This is a genomic window from Acidipropionibacterium thoenii DSM 20276, from assembly GCF_000423445.1.
GTDB classification, from domain to species: Bacteria; Actinomycetota; Actinomycetes; order Propionibacteriales; family Propionibacteriaceae; genus Acidipropionibacterium; species Acidipropionibacterium thoenii.
This window is the reverse complement of record NZ_KE384019.1, coordinates 310,841-327,209: the sequence shown is the minus strand read 5'-3', so window position 1 is coordinate 327,209 and position 16,369 is coordinate 310,841. Positions and strand designations below refer to the sequence as shown.

Annotated in this window: 15 protein-coding genes; 7 read left to right on the top strand and 8 right to left on the bottom strand. The window is 66.7% G+C overall.

The features are described from left to right. The first annotated feature begins 19 nt into the window (after positions 1-19). Together G554_RS0113340 and ypfJ are read left to right on the top strand one after the other, a co-directional pair. Entirely contained in the window at positions 20-379 is a 360-nt protein-coding gene (locus G554_RS0113340; protein ID WP_027588291.1) for a hypothetical protein, read from the top strand. A gap of 114 nt (positions 380-493) precedes the next feature. After that, entirely contained in the window at positions 494-1,375 is an 882-nt protein-coding gene (ypfJ, locus tag G554_RS0113335) for a KPN_02809 family neutral zinc metallopeptidase (protein ID WP_027588290.1), read from the top strand. A gap of 35 nt (positions 1,376-1,410) precedes the next feature. On the opposite strand, the gene G554_RS0113330 is transcribed toward ypfJ, so the two are convergent. The 8 genes from G554_RS0113330 to G554_RS0113295 form a co-directional block, all read right to left on the bottom strand. After that, entirely contained in the window at positions 1,411-1,857 is a 447-nt protein-coding gene (locus tag G554_RS0113330) for a metal-sulfur cluster assembly factor (RefSeq protein WP_027588289.1), read from the bottom strand. Continuing rightward, positions 1,854-2,375, bottom strand: a complete 522-nt coding sequence (gene sufU, locus G554_RS16430) for a Fe-S cluster assembly sulfur transfer protein SufU (RefSeq protein WP_051233137.1) — start codon at positions 2,373-2,375, stop codon at positions 1,854-1,856. Before sufU ends, G554_RS0113330 begins: the two co-directional genes overlap by 4 nt. Then, positions 2,375-3,658, bottom strand: coding sequence for an aminotransferase class V-fold PLP-dependent enzyme (locus G554_RS0113320; RefSeq protein WP_027588288.1), 1,284 nt, complete (start codon positions 3,656-3,658; stop codon positions 2,375-2,377). Before G554_RS0113320 ends, sufU begins: the two co-directional genes overlap by 1 nt. Next, on the bottom strand, positions 3,658-4,425 hold the full coding sequence (gene sufC / locus G554_RS0113315; RefSeq protein ID WP_027588287.1) for a Fe-S cluster assembly ATPase SufC: 768 nt from the start codon (positions 4,423-4,425) through the stop codon (positions 3,658-3,660). The genes G554_RS0113320 and sufC overlap by 1 nt, the downstream gene beginning before the upstream one ends. Before the next feature lie 6 nt (positions 4,426-4,431). Continuing rightward, a complete protein-coding gene (locus G554_RS0113310) occupies positions 4,432-4,767 on the bottom strand; it encodes a non-heme iron oxygenase ferredoxin subunit (RefSeq protein WP_027588286.1) in 336 nt (111 codons plus the stop codon). 1 nt (position 4,768) lies between these two features. After that, on the bottom strand, positions 4,769-5,872 hold the full coding sequence (gene sufD / locus G554_RS0113305; protein ID WP_027588285.1) for a Fe-S cluster assembly protein SufD: 1,104 nt from the start codon (positions 5,870-5,872) through the stop codon (positions 4,769-4,771). 157 nt (positions 5,873-6,029) lie between these two features. Then, positions 6,030-7,478, bottom strand: coding sequence for a Fe-S cluster assembly protein SufB (gene sufB, locus G554_RS0113300; protein WP_027588284.1), 1,449 nt, complete (start codon positions 7,476-7,478; stop codon positions 6,030-6,032). A 106-nt stretch (positions 7,479-7,584) separates the two neighbouring features. Beyond that, positions 7,585-8,283: a helix-turn-helix transcriptional regulator gene (locus G554_RS0113295; protein WP_154654289.1), complete on the bottom strand. Its 699-nt coding sequence runs from the start codon at positions 8,281-8,283 to the stop codon at positions 7,585-7,587. Between the two features lie 407 nt (positions 8,284-8,690). Between G554_RS0113295 and G554_RS0113290 the strand changes: the two genes are divergently transcribed. The 5 genes from G554_RS0113290 to G554_RS16425 all read left to right on the top strand — a co-directional run bounded on the left by G554_RS0113290 (position 8,691) and on the right by G554_RS16425 (position 16,275). Further along, positions 8,691-9,800, top strand: a complete 1,110-nt coding sequence (locus G554_RS0113290; protein WP_027588282.1) for a sugar ABC transporter substrate-binding protein — start codon at positions 8,691-8,693, stop codon at positions 9,798-9,800. A gap of 92 nt (positions 9,801-9,892) precedes the next feature. Next, positions 9,893-11,506, top strand: a complete 1,614-nt coding sequence (locus tag G554_RS0113285; protein ID WP_027588281.1) for an ABC transporter permease subunit — start codon at positions 9,893-9,895, stop codon at positions 11,504-11,506. Between the two features lies 1 nt (position 11,507). Further along, the gene (locus tag G554_RS0113280; protein WP_036925792.1) at positions 11,508-12,419 is read left to right on the top strand and encodes a sugar ABC transporter permease; all 912 of its coding nucleotides are present in this window, start codon (positions 11,508-11,510) and stop codon (positions 12,417-12,419) included. 1 nt (position 12,420) lies between these two features. Then, on the top strand, positions 12,421-13,431 hold the full coding sequence (locus G554_RS0113275; protein WP_027588279.1) for a LacI family DNA-binding transcriptional regulator: 1,011 nt from the start codon (positions 12,421-12,423) through the stop codon (positions 13,429-13,431). A gap of 261 nt (positions 13,432-13,692) precedes the next feature. Next, positions 13,693-16,275 carry a sodium-translocating pyrophosphatase gene (locus G554_RS16425; RefSeq protein ID WP_281167977.1) on the top strand — a complete coding sequence of 861 codons (2,583 nt, stop codon included), beginning with the start codon at positions 13,693-13,695 and terminating at the stop codon, positions 16,273-16,275. Positions 16,276-16,369: the final 94 nt, after the last annotated feature.

Sequence of the window (16,369 nt, the reverse complement as noted above, 5' to 3'; positions counted from 1 at the left end):
GGATCAGCTGGTGGGCAGAATGGGGGCCATGGCAGCACCACGGCGAGCAGCACCCGAGGACGACGAGGAGCTGGCCGCCGACATACGGGCATGGCGGCGGTACTCCATCTGGGTCACCATCGGGGTGGTCGTCGCCGTGATCGGCATCGCCATCTTCGGCTACCTGGGCTGGTGGAGCCTGTGCGACTCCTCGCTGGCAGGCTGCCGGCCCGGGGAACCCGCCACCTACTGGGGGTCAGCGGTCGCCGCCGCTGCGCTCGGGGCGATCATCGGCATCCTCAGCCAGACCTGGGTGCCGCGTCGATGGAGCACCATCATCACCATCGCACTGCCTGGCCTGGTCGCGGTGGCGTCGGTCGTCTTCTGGTTCGCCGTCTGACCCTTGCCGCGGGGGGCACCGGCTCGACTATCCTGCGATCGCCGGGCAGTCCTCCGACTGGCGCTTTTCACCCGTCGACGAGCTCAGGACCTCGTCGGCTCATCCAGGAGAGTCATGGACTTCAAGAACGACGCACGAATCGACTCCGACTCGATCGACTCCAGTGGCGGCGGCCCCGGACGGGGCGGCGGCGGCAGGATCGCTCTCGGCGGTGGCGCCGGAGTCGTGGTGATCATCCTGGCCCTGGTCCTCGGCATCAATCCTGCCGACATCCTGGGCACTGACGACGGGACGAGCAGCCAACAGACCGCCACCTCGACTGCCAGCTCCAGCTGCCAGACCGGGGCCGACGCCAACCGGGATCCGAACTGCCGGTGGGCGGCCTACGCCACCAGCGTCAACCAGTTCTGGGGAACTCAGATCAACGGCTACACCAAGGCGAGGATCAAGCCCTTCAGCGGTCAGATCAGCACTGGTTGCGGGACGGCCAGCTCCGAGACGGGCCCCTTCTACTGCTCGGCCGACAAGTTGGTGTATCTGGACACCAGCTTCCTGTCCCAGCTGTTCCAGGAGCTCGGCACCCGGTCCAGCACTGCGGCCGAGGCCTATGTCATCGCCCATGAGTACGGCCACCACGCACAGGACCTGCTCGGCACCCTGGCGAAGGCCCATGCATCGGGCAACCAGACCGGGGCCCACTCCAACTCGGTACGCCTGGAGCTGCAGGCCGACTGCTATGCCGGGGCCTACCTCAAGTGGGCCTCCGACAATCCCGACGACCTCATCGAGAACGTCACCGCCGATGACATCGCCAAGGTGGTGGATGCCGCGAAGGCAGTCGGTGACGACCACATCCAGCAGCAGGCACAGGGCCAGGTGGACCAGGACGCCTGGACCCACGGCTCCTCGAAGATGCGCGTCTACTGGACCCAGCGCGGTTTCCACACCGGCGTGGAGCAGTGCGACACCTTCTCCACCGACGACCTGGACGGCTGAGCCGTCTTCGACTGCTGGTCAGGTACCGGCAAGTATCAGACGTTGAATCCGATCGCCTGGAGCTGGGCCCTGCCATCCTCGGTGATCCGCTCCAGACCCCACGGCGGCAACCACACCCAGTTGATCGCCACGGAGTTGACGATGCCCTCCAGCACCGTCTGGGTGTCGTACTCCAGGCGGTCGGTGAGCGGGCAGGTCGGGCTGGTCAGCGTCATGTCGATGGTGACATCGGCGTGCTCATCGATCTGAACCCCGTAGACCAGGCCCAGATCGACCACGTTGACCATCAGCTCGGGATCGATGACGTCCTTCATCGCCTCGATGACGTCGTCGACGGTCGGCAGCGACTCGGTCACCGCGGCCTCGGTTCCCGGAGCCTGCTCGGCGCCGGTCTCGGGGGTGACCGCGTCCTGCTCGGAATCGGGGAGGGTGTCGCGCACCAGGTCCGAGGGGCGCACCTCCTGCGTGGTGTCCTCGCTCATGCCTTGTCTCCCTTCCCCGCTGCGCCGACCGATGCCGGCGCTGTCGGCGTCTCGCTGTTCTGCGTCGACACAGGCGTGTCGCTGTTCTGTTCGGCCTCCATCATCGACTCCTCCAGAGCCGACCAGCCGAGCATCGCGCACTTGACGCGAGCCATCAGCTGGGCCACTCCCTCGAAGGCCACCGCGTCGTCATAGGTCTCCTCGTCGAGCTTGACCTCGCCGTGAGAGCGCATCATCTCCTGGAAACCGCGGTACAACTGCTGGGCCTGCTCGACGGTCTTGCCGATCACCAGGTCGGTCATCACCGAGGTGGAGGCCTGCGAGATGGAGCATCCCACCGCGTCGTACGAGACGTCGGTGATGACATCGCCGTCCAGGTGCAGCCGCAGCATCAGCTCGTCCCCGCACGACGGATTGACCTGGGTCACCTCGGCGTCGTAGTCCTCGCGCAGTCCCGAGTGATGCTTCTCACGGTAGTGATCGAGGATGATCTGCTGGTACATGTCCTCGACGTTCATCAGTGATGCCTCCCCGCTCCGGCGCCAGCGGTCATGGTGCGTCCGGTGAAGAAGTCCCGAGCGTACTCCACCGCGTCGATGAGGGCGTCGATCTCCTCGCGGGTGGTGTAGAGGTAGGCCGAGGCACGCAGCGAGGACTGGATCCCGAACCTCTCGTGCAGCGGCCTGGCGCAGTGATGTCCACCGCGCACCGCCACTCCGCGGGAGTCCATCAGACTCATCGCGTCGTGGGGGTGGACGCCGTCAATGGTGAAGGAGATCGTCCCGGTACGGTCGACGGCCTCGGTGGGCCCCAGGATGCGCAGCCCCTTCAGCCCCGACAGCCCCTCCAGGGCGTAGTCGGCGATGTCGCGCTCATGGGCCGCGATCGCCGCCATCCCGATCCCGTCCAGGTAGTCGGCGGCAGCTGCCAGTCCCACCATCTGGGCGATCGGCGGGGTGCCGGCCTCGAAGCGGTGCGGCGGCTCCGCGTAGGTGGAGTGGTCCATCTTGACGATCTCGATCATCTCCCCGCCACCCAGGAATGGTGGCAGTTCGGCGAGCAGGTCGTAGCGGCCCCACAGGATCCCGATCCCGGTCGGACCCACCATCTTGTGACCGGTGAAGGCCACCAGATCAGCGCCCAGGGCCGAGACGTCGACAGGCATCTGAGGAACGGCCTGGGAGGCGTCGACCACCATCACAGCGCCGACCGCATGGGCCATCGCAGCGATCCGGGCCACCGGGTTGACAGTGCCCAGCACATTGGAGGCCAGTGTCACCGAGACCACCTTGGTGTGCTCGTTGATGAGCCCCTCGCGCTCGGCGCCGGCCAGGTCCAGGCGTCCCTCATCGGTGACGTCGAACCACCTCAGGGTGGCGCCGGTGCGCTGGCAGGCCAGCTGCCAGGGCACCAGGTTGGAGTGGTGCTCCATCACCGAGATGACCACTTCGTCGCCGGGCCCCAGCCGTGAACCCAGGGTGTGGGCGCACAGATTCAGTCCCTCGGAGGCATTACTCAGCGCGATGACCTCCTCGGGCCGGGCCGCGCCGATGAACCGGGCGATCCGAGCGCGCCCGCCCTCATAGGCCTGGGTGGCCTCCAGCCCCAGCTTGTGCATCGCCCGGGCCACATTGGCATTGTGATGGGCGTAGTGGTCGGCCACCGCGTCGATGACGACCTGCGGTTTCTGGGAGGTGTTGGCCGAGTCGAGGTATGCCAGCGGGTACTGCCCGACCCTGGTGGACAGGATCGGGAAGTCGGCCCGGATGGCCTCGACGTCGTAACCGGTGGCCGCACTCATCAGGCGTTCGCCCTCGCTGCCTCGACGTACTTCTCGTAGCCCTCGGCCTCCAGCTGCTCGCCCAGCTCGGGGCCGCCGGTGGCGGCCACCCTGCCATCGACGAAGACGTGCACCTGGGTGGCGTGGATGTAACGCAGGATCCGGGTGTAGTGGGTGATGAGCATTACACCGCGCGACCTGTCCTCCAGGTAGTGGTTGACGCCGGTGGAGACCACCTTGAGGGCGTCGATGTCCAGGCCGGAGTCGGTCTCGTCGAGGACCGCGAACTTGGGGTGCAGGAGCTCCAGCTGGGCCATCTCGTGGCGCTTCTTCTCACCACCGGAGAAGCCCTCGTTGACCGACCGGTCGGCGAAGTCGTCGCCGAGGTCCTGGCGCTCCAGGGCGGCGTCGACCTCCTTGATCCAGGTGCGCAGCTTGGGGGCCTGACCGTCGACGGCGGTGCGGGCGGCGCGCAGGAAGTTGGCCACCGAGACCCCGGGGATCTCCACCGGGTACTGCATGGCCAGGAAGAGCCCGGCACGGGCGCGCTGATCGACGGTCATCGCCAGCAGGTCCTCACCGTCGAGGGTGACCGAACCGCTGGTGACGGTGTACTTGGGGTGTCCGGCCAGGGTGTACGCCAGGGTCGACTTGCCCGAGCCGTTGGGGCCCATGATGGCGTGCACCTCACCGGAGTTGATGGTGAGGTTGACGCCCTTGAGGATGTTCTTGGGGCCGGTCTCGGTCTGGACATCGACGTGCAGGTCGGTGATCTTGAGAGTTGCCATGGGGTTTCAGGACTCCTTGTAGGGAATGGGATTGGCGACGTCGACGAGGACGTCGTCGCCGTCGATGGTCACGGGATAAACGGGGATCGGCTCGGTGGCCGGCAGACTGAGCGGTGCGCCGGTGCGCAGGTCGAACATCGAGCCGTGCATGTAGCACTCCAGAGCGCAGTCCTCGACCTCGCCCTCGACCATCGGCACCTCGGCATGGCTGCACAGGGCTCCGATCGCGAAGGTCTGGCCCTGGGTGCGCACCAGGACGATGTCAGTGCCCTCGACCTCGTCGAACTCGGCCGGGGTGTCGTCCTCCAGCTGGTCGATGGTCGTCACCTTCACCGCCGCCATCTCAGCCCTCCGAGGGCTTGTCGGCGACGGCGGGCTGGGTGGAGGCTCCGAGGGTCTCGAGAAGTTCCTTCTCGATGCGGTTCATCAGCTCGGTGCTGATCTCCTCGACGCCGATCCGGCGGACGATGTCGGTGAAGAATCCGTGCACCACCAGGCGCCGCGCCTCCTCCTCGTCGATGCCGCGGGACTCCAGGTAGAACAACTGCTCGGCGTCGAAACGGCCGGTGGAGGCCGAGTGCCCGGCTCCCACGATGTTTCCGGTCTGGATCTCCAGGTTCGGCACCGCATCGGCCCGGCATCCCTCGGTGAGGACCAGGTTCTTGTTCGACTCGTAGGTGTCGATGCCCTCGGCGACCGGGCGGATCAGCACATCGCCGACCCACACGGTGTGCGCACCGGCTCCCTGCAGGCAACCCCGGAAGTCGACCCGGGACTTGGTGCGCGGGGAGTTGTGATCGACGAACAGCCGGTGCTCGATGTGCTGGTCGGCGTCGGCGAAGTAGACGCCGAGCTGCGACAGGTCGGCTCCCGGCCCCTGGAAGGAGGCCGTCTGCGAGATGCGCAGCGCCTTGCCCCCGAAACTCGCCTGGGCGGTGCGCACCGTGGTGTCGCGTCCCAGCTCGAAGGCGATCTGGGCGCCGTGCACGGCGTCGTCGTCCCACTCGTGGACGAAGACGATGGTGGCCTCGGCGCCGTCAGCGATCCGGAAGGTCCAGTTCTCCCCCAGATTCGCCGAACCCCGGTACCGCACCACCAGGGTGACCTTGGCGCAGGAGCCGATCTCCACGACGACATTCTGGTAGACCGGCTCCGCCGAACCGGTTCCGGTGAGATCGATGTCGATCGGGTCGTCGAGCTGCGCATTCGCCGGGATCGTGATCCTCCCCGACGGGTTGGCGGAGTTGGCCGCTGCAGCGGCCGACATCCGGTCCTGGGGGGTCTCGGCCAGATCGCGCAGATCGGCCTGGGTCAACTCGTGGACCGCCACCGCCTCGGGGGCCCGGATGTCCCACTCGAGGCTGGCCCGGGTCGGCTTCTCGGCCAGGATCGGGGCGAACTCCCGAACCGGGGTGAACCGCCAGATCTCCTCACGCCCGGTGGGCATCGGATGGTCGGCGAGCCGCCAGGAGGGGCGCGGGTGCAGGTGGGACTCGACGTCCCCCTCGATCGTGACGTTGTGACCCTTCACGGGGGCCTGGACCGGTGCGGTCAACTGTGTGCTCTCTTTCTTGAGGATTGGCGGTGATGTGGTGGTCGGCCGATCAGCCGACCGCACCCTCCATCTGGATCTCGATGAGCCGGTTGAGCTCCAGGGCGTACTCCATCGGGAGCTCCTTGGCGATCGGCTCGATGAATCCACGAACGATCATGCCCATCGCCTCCTCCTCGGTGAGACCTCGCTGCATGAGGTAGAAGAGCTGGTCCTCGCTCACCTTGGAGACGGTGGCCTCGTGGGCCATCGACACCTCGTCGGTGCGCACGTCGTTGTAGGGGTAGGTGTCGGAACGCGAGATGTCGTCGACCAGCAGCGCATCGCAGCGCACCGAGCAGGCCGAGTGGTGGGCGTTCTTGCCCACCTCGACCAGGCCTCGGTAGGCCGACCGGCCGCCTCCCTGGGAGATCGACTTCGAGACGATCGTCGAGGAGGTGTAGGGCGCGTAGTGGACCATCTTGGCGCCGGTGTCCTGGTGCTGACCCTCGGCGGCGAAGGCCACCGACAGGGCCTCGCCCTTGGCGTGCTCGCCCATCAGGTAGCAGGCCGGGTACTTCATATTGGACTTGGAGCCGATATTTCCATCGATCCACTCCATCGTCCCGCCCTCCTCCACATAGGCGCGCTGGGTGACGAGGTTGTAGACGTTGTTCGACCAGTTCTGGATGGTCGTGTAACGGCAGCGGGCGTTCTTCTTGACGATGATCTCCACCACCGCGGCATGCAGCGAGTCGGACTTGTAGATCGGGGCGGTGCACCCCTCGACGTAGTGCACATAGGCACCCTCGTCGACGATGATCAGGGTCCGCTCGAACTGGCCGAGGTTCTCAGTGTTCATCCGGAAGTAGGCCTGCAGCGGGATGGTGCAGTGGACTCCCTTGGGCACATAGATGAAGGAGCCACCCGACCACACCGCGGTGTTAAGGGCGGCGAACTTGTTGTCGCCGACCGGCACGGTGGAGGCGAAGTACTCCTTGAACAGCTCGGGGCACTCGCGCAGCGCGGTGTCGGTGTCGAGGAAGATCACTCCCTGCTTGCCGAGCTCCTCGTTGATCTTGTGGTAGACCACCTCGGACTCGTACTGGGCGGCGACACCGGCCACCAGGCGGTCCTTCTCGGCCTCGGGGATACCGAGCCGGTCGTAGGTGTTCTTGATGTCGGCGGGCAGATCCTCCCAGGACTTCGCCTGCTTCTCCTGGGCGCGCACGAAGTACTTGATCTGGTCGAAGTCGATGCTGTCGAGGTTGACACCCCAGGTCGGCATCGGCTTCTTCTGGAACTGGCGCAGCGCCTTGAGACGCAGCTTGAGCATCCACTCGGGCTCGTGCTTCATCGCCGAGATGCCGCGCACGACCTCCTCGGAGAGGCCGCGCTGGGAGGCGGCGGCGTAGGCGTCGGAGTCATGCCAGCCGTACTTGTACCCGGTGAGGGCGGCCAGGTGCTCGTCCTGGGTCGCGCCGGTGCCCGGCAGGGCGGTGGTTGTGTCGACCTGAGTCATATCTGGGCCTTTCGATTGGTCGAAGCCTGAATGGAGTTGAGAGCCCCGATGGGCTGTCGGGTAGGAGTGCGGGCCGGGGCGGACGCCGTGCGCGCGGGATGAGCCATCAGTCGGCCACCGGCGCGCCGGCTATCCGTTTTCGGGTGATCTCCACATCGACCGGGACGTGGGTGGTGCACACCCCGTCGCCGTGGGCGATGGTGGCCAGTCGCTGGACGTTGGAGCCCAGCAGCTCCGCGAACAGCCGGGTCTCCACCTCGCACAGCTCCGGGAAGACCTTGGCGACCTCGGCCACCGGGCAGTTGTGCTGACAGATCTGAGCTCCTGCCACCGCCGGTTCCAGGGAGGCGACGTAGCCATCGGCCGAGAGACACTCGGCCAGCGTCTCGGCCGGATCCTGGTCGGGCTTGGCATCGCGCAGTCGGCGGTACCTCGCCTCGATGTCGTCGACCCTGGCCTGGGCCACGGCGGCCAGCGCATCGGGGCCGGCGGCGGCCGCCAACTGGGTGAGGGCCGAGATGGCCAGCTCGTCGTAGGCGGTGTAGTAGTCGGCGCGACCGGAGTCGGTGAGGTAGAACACCCGCGAGGGCCGTCCCCTGCCGCGGCTGCCGAAGACCCGCTGCTCCCGGCTGGCGATCTGTCCGCTTTCACCCAGGGCTGAGAGGTGGCGCCGCACAGCAGCGGGGGTGAGACCCAGCCGGTCGGCCAACTGAGCAGCGGTGGAGGGTCCGTGATGGAGGATCGAGGACATCACCCGGTCGCGAGTGGTGCCATCGGCCGGCTCTTCGAAGCGATCTTCTGGCATGGGACGGCCCTCGCCGTGCTCACGCGAGGGATCATTCGAATTTTTCACAACTCCATTGTTTCCAAATGTTGCCGCGATGCAAGTAAGGCGACCCTTCCTCGAGACGGGCATCCCTCGAAGTGAGGCCACTGTGGACAACCATGAAAGATTTTGCAAGAATTGGGCCCGGTTGCAAGAGCTTCCACATCCAGTGGTGGAGGAGCCTCCGCACCACGCGCTCGACGATGGCCGTCGAACGCATCAGCGAAAGGTACTGACTACCCATGACCGACATCGCGCGTCGCTCACTGCTGCTCTCAGGACTGGGGCTGGGAGCCCTTGGCGTGCTCTCCGCCTGCGGCGGATCGGACTCCAGCAGTTCGTCTACCCCCGCCGCCTCGGGATCCGCAGGGGCCGGAACCATCACCATCTGGGTCGACTCCGACCGGGCGCCCGTCCTCAAGAGCGCCGCCGCCCAGTTCAAGAAGGACGTCGGCGTCACCGTGAACCTGGTGGTCAAGGACAACTCCAAGATCGTCCCCGACTTCATCACACAGGTGCCCACCGGCAAGGGGCCCGACGCCATCATCTGCGCCCACGACCGCCTCGGCACCCTGGTCAAGAACGGCGTCGTCGCCCCCCTCGAGCTCGGCGACACCACCGACCAGTACCAGGACATCGCCATCAAGGCCTTCACCTACCAGGACAAGATCTACGGCGTCCCCTACTCCACCGAGAACCTGGCCCTGATCCGCAACACCAAGCTCGCCCCCTCCGCGGTCACCAGCTGGGACGCCATGGTCGCCGCCGGCCGCAAGTCCGGAGCGAAGTACCCCGTCCTGGTCGGCATGGACTCGGTGCAGGCCGCCAGCCCCTACAACCTGTACCCCTTCCAGGCCTCCTTCAACGCCCCCGTCTTCAAGATCGGCGCCGACGGCGCCTATGACGGCACGACGCTGGGCATGGGGGACGCCGCGGGCGCCTCCTTCGCCACCTGGCTGGCCGCCCAGCAGAAGGCCAAGACGCTCAACATCAACATCTCCAACGACATCGCCAAGACCTCCTTCGTGTCGGGACAAAGCCCCTTCTTCATCTCCGGACCCTGGAACCTGGCCGACATCAAGGCCAAGAAGATCCCCTACGCCATCGAGGCCATCCCGGCCGCCGGCCCCCAGGCCGCGACCCCCTTCGTCGGCGTCCAGGGATTCGCGATGAGCTCCAAGTCGAAGAACACCGTCGCCACTCAGAAGTTCATCGTCGAGTACATCGGCAACGCCGACATCCAGTACAAGCTCTTCGAGGCCGGGCAACGCCCGCCGGCCAACAAGGAGGCTTTCGAGAAGGCGAAGTCGGACAAGGACGTCGCCGCCTACGGAGCCGTCGGCGCCAAGGGGGTCCCTATGCCGGCCGTGCCGGCCATGGACTCGGTGTGGACCGACTGGGGCAACGCCGAGGCCGCCATCCTGTCGGGCAAGTCCGCCGATCCGGCCGCGACCTGGCAGAAGATGGTCACCGGCCTCCAGGCCAAGATCAAGTGACCCACTGATCACGACCCCCGGGGCCCGGCGCGCCGGGCCCCGGGGACACGACGGCACTCACAATCGCAGCTCTCACAGACGACAGGCTGGAAATGACGAAGGAAGATTTCACGCCCCCCGCGCAACGGGAGGAGCGCGTCCACCGGGCACAGGTCAGGTTCTCCGGCGGGGCGTGGTCCTGGGTGATCAAGATCGTGCTGCTGGGGGGCTTCGACGCTCTCATGGTCCTGGGCCTGCTGGCCGCCGTGGCCAAGGCGTCCTGGGTGATCGTGGCCGTCATCGCGGTCGGCACCATCGCCGTCAACCTCATCTACCTGCCGCCCAACCGGGAGCTGCCCGGCAAATACCTGGCGCCCGGCGTCGCCTTCATGCTCATCTTCTCGGTGAGCGTGATGCTGTACACCGTCTACGTCGGGTTCACCAACTACGGCGACGGCCACAATGGATCCAAGGACGACGCCGTCCTGGCCATCCAGCAGAACAACCAGGCCCGGGTGCCGGACTCGGCGACCTACAAGGCCGCCGTCGCCACGAAGAACGGCGGCGGGGACGAGCTGTGGCTCATCGTCGTCGACCCGAAGACCGGGCAGGCCCGCGCCGGGAACAACGAGACCCCGCTCCAGGACGCCTCCGGCGTCACCACCTCCTCGCTGGGCGCCATCACCGGGGCCGACGGCTACACGGTGCTGGACTTCGCGGCCGTCTCGACCCGCTCCTCGGAGGTCTCGAAACTCGCGGTACCGCTCAGCGACAAGGGCGCCGACGGCTTCCTGCACACCACCACCGGCTCCCAGGCTTACGTCTACCGGTCGACGATGGCCTACGACGAGAAGGCCGACACCTTCACCGACACCACCGGGACCGTCTACCGCGACTCCGGCCAGGGATCCTTCGTCTCCGCCGACGGGAAGACCATCCAGCCCGGCTGGAAGGTCAACGTCGGCTTCTCCAACTTCACCGCGGCGATCACGAACTCCCAGGTGCGCGGGCCCTTCCTCAAGGTCCTGGTGTGGACCTTCGTCTTCGCCATCGGGTCGGTGGTCAGTTGCTTCGCCCTGGGCCTGATCCTCGCCCTCATCTTCAACGACTCCCGGCTGCGGGGCAGGCGCTGGTTCCGGCTGGTGATGATCCTGCCCTACGCCTTCCCCGCCACCATGATGACGATGGTGTGGTCGGGCCTGTTCAACCAGGACTTCGGATTCATCAACCAGGTGCTGCTCGGCGGGCTGCAGGTTCCCTGGCTCAACGACGGCAGCTGGGCCAAGGTGGCGATCCTGGTGGTCAACCTGTGGCTCGGATTCCCCTACCAGTTCCTGGTGGCCACCGGGGCCCTCCAGTCCCTTCCCGACGACGTCAACGAGGCCGCCGAGGTGGACGGCGCGTCGGGGTGGAGCGCCTTCTGGTACATCAAGTTCCCCCTCCTGATGGTCTCCCTGGCCCCGCTGCTCATCAGCACCTTCGCGTTCAACTTCAACAACTTCAATCTCATCTACATGCTGACCCGCGGCGGCCCGCGGTTCACCGACACGAGTCTGGACATCGGCTCCACCGATATCCTCATCTCGATGGTCTACAAGGTCGCCTTCGGTGACCAGGGCCGCCAGTACGGGCTCGGATCGGCCTTCGCGATCCTCATCTTCATCATCGTCGGAGTCATCTCCTGGATCGGCTTCCGCCAGACCCGGGCGCTGGAGGACATCAACTGACATGAGTACCGCAGCACTGAACCCGCCCACCGAGACGGGCGCTCCCCGACAGTCCCGATCCCGCGGCCCCCGCGGCCGAGGCCTCTGGTGGCGCTACGTCGTCGCCGTGGCCGCGTGCGTCTTCGCCGTCTTCCCGATCCTCTACGTCCTCTCAGCCTCGCTGAACCCGTCAGGCACCATGACCGGCTCCAACTCGCTGTTCACCACGATCTCGGGGTCCAACTACGTCAAGCTGTTCGCCAACCCGGAGCGCCCCTACGGCCGCTGGTACCTCAACACGACCCTGCTGGCCGTCGGCGTCAGCCTGCTGACGGTCCTGTTCTCGGCGCTGGCCGCCTACGCCTTCTCCCGTCTGCGGTTCCGCGGACGCCGCGGCGGCCTGCTGAGCCTGATGCTCATCCAGATGTTCCCGCAGATGCTGGCTGTGACCGCCATCTTCCTGCTGCTGTCGAACCTGGGGGATGTGGTGCCGGTGCTCGGCATCGGATCCCTCCTGGCGCTGGCGGCGGTCTACCTCGGCGGCGCCCTGGGGGCCAACACCTACCTCATGTACGGATTCTTCAACTCCGTGCCACGGGCCCTGGACGAGGCGGCGCAGATCGACGGCGCCGGCCACGCCCGGACCTTCTTCACCATCATCCTGCCGCTGGTGATCCCCACCCTGGCCGTGGTGGGGCTGCTGAGCTTCATCAACACCTTCAACGAGTACGTCGTGGCCTCGGTGGTGGTCGGCAACGATCCCGCCACCCAGACCCTCGCGCTGGGCCTGTACCAGTACGTCTCCGAGCAGACCAACTCCAACTGGCCGGTCTTCGCCGCCGGCACCGTGCTGGCCTGCCTGCCCCCACTCGTCGTCTTCTTCTGGCTGCAGAAGTACCTGGTCTCCGGCCTCACCTCGGGCTCGGTGAAGTGACATGGAGGGCCCCACACTGGCCGACATCGCCGAGCAGGCGGGGGTGAGCCAGGCCACCGTCTCCAGGATGCTCAACGACAAACCGGGCGTCTCCGAGGCCACCCGCCAGGCCGTGCTCACCGCCCTGGACGTGCTCGGCTACGTGCGCCCCGCCCACCTGCGGCCGATCACGACCGGGATGATCGGGCTCATCGTCCCCGAACTCGTCAATCCGATCTTCGCGGCCTACGCCCAGGCGGTGGAGACCGACACGGCCAGGGCCGGATTCGCCACCCTGGTCTGCACCCAGGCGCCCGGCGGGATGCGCGAGGACCAGTACTTCGAGGTGCTCCGCTCCCGCCAGGCCGCCGGGATCATCGTCGTGTCGGGATCCCACGCCGACACCACCGCAGACCTGTCCACCTACCGCTCCCTCATCGACGTCGGCCTGCCGATGGTCCTGGTCAACGGCTTCGCCCCCGGGGTGGAGGCGCCGTTCATCTCCGATGACGACGCCTCGGCGATGGACCAGGCCGTCGACCACCTGGCCACCCTGGGCCATCGGCGGATCGGACTGGCCCTGGGGCCACAGCGCTACGTCCCGGTCCGGCGCAAGGAGGTCGGCTTCCGCGCCGCGATGATCCGACGCTTCGGGACCGACGAGGGCACCCGCGTCGCCTACTCTATCTACTCCGCCACCGGGGGCGGCCAGGCGGCCGCCGACCTGCTCGGCGAGGGGGTCACCGCCATCATCTGCGCCTCCGACATCATGACGATGGGAGCGATCCGCTCAATCCGCGCCCACGGGCTGTCAGTGCCCGGTGACGTCTCGGTGATCGGATGCGACGACTCCCCGGTCTCGCGCTACTGGGATCCCGGCGTCACCTCCGTGCGCCAGAACGTCGACCTCATCGCCTCGATGGCGGTCTCGACCCTCGTCGGACAGATCCACGGGGAGTCGCCCGCAACCGGGGAGCGCCTCGTGCGCCCCGACCTGGTGATCCGCTCGACGACCGGGCCGGCTCGCGGCTGAGCGCGGCGTCGCTCACGGCGCTGCGCGTGTCGACATCAAAATTGTGATCTTGCGCACATCCGGGCCTTCTGGCGGTGACAACGCCATCCAGTCGTCATAGCGTGACCCTCACGGGTCTCGGATCCCACGACGTCGTGCCGGTCACCATGACGGTGTTCCGGGAGGCCCCTGAACGAGAGTGCTCGAGGAAGAGAACAAATCGTGAATGTCAGGCAAGACACGACAGGCGTCCCCATCGGGACGCGCCCGTCGGCCCGCCGGATGCTCTGGGCCGCCCTCGGCGGTACGGCCCTGCTCGGACTGGCCGGGTGCGGCGGTACCGGATCGGCCGGCGGCCATGATGTGGGCGGAGAGGCCAACATCAAGCTGCCGCCCCTCGACGAGATGGTGGGGGGAATCTCCGGCACCACGCTGTTGTGGATCGGCCTGGTCGTCTGTCTGCTCGGGCTGGGATTCGGGCTGCTGAGCTACTCCAAGCTCTACAAGCTGCCGGTGCACAGCTCCATGAAGGAGGTCTCGGAGACCATCTACGAGACCTGCAAGACCTACCTCAAGCAGCAGGGCAAGTTCCTCATGGTGCTGTGGGTCTTCATCGCGGCGATCATCCTCATCTACTTCCAGTTCCTGCAGCACATGGGCGCCAAGGTGCTCATCATCCTGCTGTTCAGCCTGGTCGGCATGGCGGGCTCCTTCGGGGTCGCCTGGTACGGCATCCGGGTCAACACCTTCGCCAACTCCCGGACCGCCCACGCCTCGCTGCGCGGCAAGCCCTACGAGTGTTTCGACATCCCGATGCGCTCCGGCATGAGCGTCGGCATGGTGCTCATCTCGGTCGAGCTGTTCATGATGCTGTTCATCATGCTGATCCTGCCCGGCGACGTCGCCGGGCCGTGCTTCATCGGCTTCGCGATCGGCGAGTCCCTGGGCGCCGCCTGCCTGAGGATCGCCGGCGGCATCTTCACCAAGATCGCCGACGTCGGCGCCGACCTCATGAAGATCGCTTTCCACATCAAGGAGGATGACGCCCGCAACCCCGGCGTCATCGCCGACTGCACCGGTGACAACGCCGGCGACTCGGTGGGCCCCTCGGCCGACGGGTTCGAGACCTACGGCGTCACCGGCGTCGCCCTCATCACCTTCCTCATCCTGGCGGTCCCCAACGCCTCCGAGCAGGTCGCCCTGCTGGTGTGGATCTTCGTGGTCCGCGTGGTGATGCTGATCGCCTCCTTCGCCTCCTATCTCATCAACAACGCCGTCACCCGGGCCCGCTACGCCGATGCCAAGGCCTTCGACTTCGAGAAGCCGCTGAGTTCGCTGGTGTGGATCACCTCGGCGATGTCGATCCTGCTCACCGTGGCCACCACCTGGTGGATGCTCGGCTCGATGGCCGACGGGATGTGGTGGAAGCTGTCGATCATCGTCTCCTGCGGCACCCTCGCCGGAGCGCTGATCCCCGAACTGGTGAAATCCTTCACCTCCACCAAGTCCCGCCACGTCCGCGAGGTGGTGACCAGTGCCAAGGAGGGTGGCGCCTCCCTGGACATCCTCTCCGGGCTGGTGGCCGGCAACTTCTCGGCCTTCTGGCTCGGGATCGTCACCGTCGCCCTGATGGGCACCTCCTTCCTGGTCGCCAGCACCGGGCTGGGCGACATGGGCGCCATGTCAGAGGTCAAATGGGCGGTCTTCGCATTCGGCCTGGTGGCCTTCGGCTTCCTGGGAATGGGCGCGGTGACCATCGCCGTGGACTCCTACGGACCGGTCACCGACAATGCCCAGAGCGTCTACGAGCTGTCCACCATCGAGACCATCGATGGCATCGATGAGGAGATCGAGAGGGACTTCGGCTTCACCCCGCAGTGGGATGTCGCCAAGCATTTCCTCGAGGAGCAGGACGGGGCCGGGAACACCTTCAAGGCCACCGCCAAGCCGGTGCTCATCGGCACCGCGGTGGTGGGCGCCACCACCATGATCTTCTCGATCATCATGGCGCTGACCAACGGCCTGGCGGCCACCGACCAGGTCACCAAACTCGGCCTGACCCACGCCCCCTTCCTGCTCGGGCTGATCACCGGCGGGGCCATCATCTTCTGGTTCTCCGGGGCCTCCATGCAGGCCGTCACCACGGGGGCCTACCGGGCTGTGGAGTTCATCAAGGACAACATCAGACTCGACTCGACGGCCACCAGGGCCTCCATCGAGGATTCCAAGAAGGTCGTCCAGATCTGCACCGAGTACGCCCAGAAGGGCATGCTCAATATCTTCCTGGGAGTCTTCTTCTTCGCCCTGGCATTCGCCTTCCTGGACCCCTTCTTCTTCGTCGGCTACCTCATCTCGATCGCCATCTTCGGTCTCTACCAGGCGATCTTCATGGCCAACGCCGGCGGGGCCTGGGACAATGCGAAGAAGATCGTCGAGGTCGATCTGGATGCCAGTGGCACCCCACTGCACGACGCCGCCGTGGTCGGGGACACCGTCGGCGACCCGTTCAAGGACACCTCCTCGGTGGCCCTGAACCCGGTGATCAAGTTCACCACCCTGTTCGGCCTGCTGGCCGTCGAACTGGCGGTCTCGATCGGGGCCGGTCTGCTCACCCACCTGCTGGCAGCGGTGTTCTTCGTCACCGCCTCGGTCTTCGTCTACCGGTCCTTCTACCGGATGCGGATCCACAGCGGTGAGGACCCGGCAGAGCAGGACCTGTTCGACCTGCCGGCCGGCGACGACTTCCCGGCCGTCGGTCGGCCTCCGGTTCCGCCCGCCTCACCGGTCTCCCCGGAGAGCCCCGCCTCACCGGCGTCCCCACAGACGGCGACCAGACCCGACGAGCACAGCGATCACGCCCGTTGACCGCAGGCTGTCGGCCGCCGGGGGCGGTCGCGCAGCAGGAGCTCGATGTGTGCTGGCCTGCCGCCCGTGCCCGGATCTGTCGATCTGGGCCCGT